Raw genomic sequence first — 3,428 nt, 5'->3', positions numbered from 1 at the left:
TAGACGGTACGGAGTACTAGATAAATTTGGTATAATGGAGCTGTCTGTCTTAGTATTCAGAACGCGAGGACCTATACGGAGGCGAAATGATGGCCATTCACCATATTGAGTTAACCCAAGCGTCGCTGATCGGTTCCTTAACCGATGAAGTGCCCCCGATACTCCGTATCTCTTCTGGAGATACGATCCGCTTTGCAGCATTGGATGCGGCATGGGGAATGGGGGAGAGCTACGAGACGCGTCAAAAGCCATTTCAGCGAAGGGAAGCGGTGGATGCCGGTCATGCGTTGATCGGCCCGATTTACATCGAGCAGGCCAAGCCCGGCATGACGCTGGAGATCGTATTTAACGATATCGTCCCCGGTACATACGGATTTACGTGGGCAGGGCATTATCCGAACTGGCAAAATGAGAAATTGCATTTGACGCAGTATGAGGAGATGTGCCTCGATTGGAGACTGGATCCCGATTCGTTGACGGGGACTTGCCTCATCAATGACCGTCCTTTTTCGGTCGCCTTGAGCCCATTCATGGGCGTGATCGGCATGCCCCCGGTGTCGGGAGGCGTCCACTCGACATGGATTCCCCGCGTCTCCGGCGGCAATATCGACTGCAAGGAGCTGGTGAGAGGCAGCAAGCTGTACCTGCCGGTTCCGGTAGAAGGCGCTTATCTGGCGATTGGTGACGGCCATGCACAGCAGGGAGATGGAGAGATTAGTTGTCAGGCGATCGAATGTCCGATGTCGCTCGTCGATGTGACGATACACTTGATCGAGCATGGAGCTGCTACCCCGCGGGCTAATACGCCGAAGGGCTGGATTACGTTCGGATTCCATGAAGACTTGAACGAGGCGACTGTCCAGGCGTTGGATGATATGTTAAATCTGATGGGGGAGCTGTATGGTCTGGACCGCGTACAGGCGATCGCGCTGGGCAGCTCCGTCGTCGACTTGCGTATAACGCAGATCGTCAATGGCGTCAAGGGCGTACATGCCTTGCTGCCGCATGGCGCCGTGATGGGCTGGAGGTAGGGAGCGGGCGGGCAGGCGATTCTGATATAATAGACGAAAAGTTATGGAGTGGATAATATGACGATTCGACTAACAACTACCATCGACCCGGTCGATAAGGATTATATAAGAAACAAGCTAATTGCATTTAATATGCTGCATTTCCCCAAGGAATTAAACGGCAGGTACCAGGAGCTAAAGCTTCACTTGGTAGATGAAGCTGGCGGCATAATCGGTGGAATCGTCGGAGAGTTCTGCTGGAACTGGCTGGAGATTCATTTACTGTACGTAGACGAAGCGCATCGAAAATCCGGCCACGGCAGGGCGTTGCTGCGGGAAGCTGAGCGGATGGCGGTCGAGCGGGCTTGTGACTTTATCAAGCTGGATACGCTGAGCTTCCAAGCGTTGGACTTCTATCTGAAGGAAGGCTTCCACGTCTACGGCACGATAGAGAATGCGGGCGGTCATAGCCATTACTATCTGAAGAAGGACTTGAAGCGAGCCGAGCAAATAGCCGACGAGATCGTTAACGCAGGTTGGAGGCCGCTAGCGCAACTGGAGGATACGCATCGCGTGTGGGCGGGGACTCGAGTGCGTCTGTATGATGTAGGGCTTAACGTAGCCTCCAAAGTAGAGGACTATTATGAATATCTCGTCTCGTACCTATACGGCAATGAAGCCTATCTGCAGCTCACTAATCTGTCCGACGGCGAGGCAGGCAATGTCCTGTGCGTCGTGGAGAAGGATGCGCCCCATCATTATTGTCTGGGCAAAAGCTTGAAATCGGCAGTGGGCACAGAGCGGACTTTCGTGTGGTTAGAGGAGGGAGTGCAGTCATGAAAGACATCTCGGAGTTAATCTTGAACGATGCGGATACCTGGCAAGATGTACAGGAGTGGATAGGCAACGCACGCGCTTCGGTCGAGGTGCTGGAGACGACAAGAGCCGACGGGGAAGAGACTCTCTACCGTCTGCAAGTGACGAATCGGTCCACGCTGGGGGCCATCGCCCTCGAGACGGGCGGCCTGATCGTCGATCATGGCTGGCTATGTCTGCTCGGTGCGGGACATCCTCGCATCTATGGATCGTTGAGACAGAACAGGCAACATCCCCTTCTGGAGGAGGGGTTTGTCGTTGCCTATGATGTTGTGGGCGGATTATTTGCGTTGAACACCGGCCGTTTCGATCCACAGTCTGCCCATGTCTATTACTTCGCCCCGGATACGCTGGAGTGGGAGGATACAGAGAAGGGATACACCGACTTCATCGATTGGGTGCTGCACGGCGACCTGGACACGTACTACGCCTCCTTCCGGTGGAACGGCTGGATCGACGATCTGAAGAGTCTGGAGCCTGGTCAAGGATTGGCGGTGTATCCTTTCCTGTGGACCGCCGAGGGCAAGGACATGGAGCGCAATGCCAAGCGTCCCGTAGCGATCCAGGAAGTATGGGAGAGTCAGTATACCCTCAGGGCGCAGCTACAGGAACAAGGGAAATGATGGGAGTCGTACTTATAGTCCTGTTGGTCATGGTCCTGATCTCGTTGAACGGGATCTATCTGGTACTCAAAAAACAGGTTGAGCTCCAGCAGCAGCTCTTGTCGCGGCTGGAGTCGATCGATAACGAACAAAAAGGAGGGCAATAGCAATGAAGCTATCCCATACAGCCCCGACAGCCCTGCGCTTCCAGCCGCCTGCTCCGGCTTCACAGACCAGTCAGGTCGAGCAGCTCAATAAGCAGATCGAGCGATTACAAAAGCAGGCTCAAAAATTGAAAGAAAATCGTACCGGCAACGAGGCGGAAAAGGAAAGAATCAAGCAAATCGAGGAAGAGATCCTGCGTCTGCAAGGACAAGTCGCCGATGCGCTCATCCAGGACAAGCAGCGGGAGCTGGAAAAGGTAGGCGTGGCCGCTGCGGAGAAGGTCGAAGAGGAGGCGCAGGAGCGCATCCGTAACGAGGACGGGGATGAACTCATCCTCTCAGGGATGTCCCCTGTCTTGATCGGAGCGAGCAGACAATACGGCAATCTGGAAGTACTGCGTAAGGTGCAACTGGACAAGCTGGCCCAAAAGGATATCCTCGGCGCCGAGCGAATCGCCGGACAAATCCTCTCGCGCGGCATGGACATCCAGAACCAACTGACCGCCTCGGCAACCCGTGACCGCGATACGGAGCCAGCGACCACAGGCGCAGCCGATGACGCAGAGGGCGCCGATTTCGAGCAGGCGGGGAGCGAGGAAACGGAAGCGACGATCGCTTCCGAGGCGCAACAGCAGATGCAAGGCGATAGCGGCAAGTCGATCAGCACGGAATAATTCTGCACCATGGCCTATTGCGTCTAATGCAACACGTCCGACACCTATAGAGCCCGCCATCTGTGCGATACGGATGGCGGGCTTTTTGTGCGCTTGGCAGCG

At 55.1% G+C, this 3,428-nt stretch carries 4 protein-coding genes and 1 pseudogene; all 5 read left to right on the top strand.

Annotated elements, in window-relative coordinates; translation table 11 throughout:
* Nucleotides 1–89: 89 nt before the first annotated feature.
* Entirely contained in the window at nt 90–1,031 is a 942-nt protein-coding gene (locus PA598K_RS35290) for an acetamidase/formamidase family protein (protein WP_128661317.1), read from the top strand.
* A gap of 57 nt (nt 1,032–1,088) precedes the next feature.
* Nucleotides 1,089–1,505: pseudogene (locus PA598K_RS35285) on the top strand (GNAT family N-acetyltransferase); the annotation flags it as partial.
* 341 nt (nt 1,506–1,846) lie between these two features.
* Nucleotides 1,847–2,509 (top strand): DUF2625 family protein, encoded by a 663-nt coding sequence (locus PA598K_RS35275; protein ID WP_128661316.1) that lies wholly within the window; start codon nt 1,847–1,849, stop codon nt 2,507–2,509.
* Nucleotides 2,506–2,655 carry a hypothetical protein gene (locus tag PA598K_RS37000; protein WP_185602444.1) on the top strand — a complete coding sequence of 50 codons (150 nt, stop codon included), beginning with the start codon at nt 2,506–2,508 and terminating at the stop codon, nt 2,653–2,655. Before PA598K_RS35275 ends, PA598K_RS37000 begins: the two co-directional genes overlap by 4 nt.
* A 2-nt stretch (nt 2,656–2,657) precedes the next feature.
* Nucleotides 2,658–3,326: a FlxA-like family protein gene (locus PA598K_RS35270; RefSeq protein ID WP_128661315.1), complete on the top strand. Its 669-nt coding sequence runs from the start codon at nt 2,658–2,660 to the stop codon at nt 3,324–3,326.
* Nucleotides 3,327–3,428 lie beyond the last annotated feature (102 nt).

Source organism: Paenibacillus sp. 598K (assembly GCF_003851045.1).
GTDB lineage: Bacteria > Bacillota > Bacilli > Paenibacillales > Paenibacillaceae > Paenibacillus_D.
This window is presented reverse-complemented; position numbering and strand designations above follow the sequence as displayed.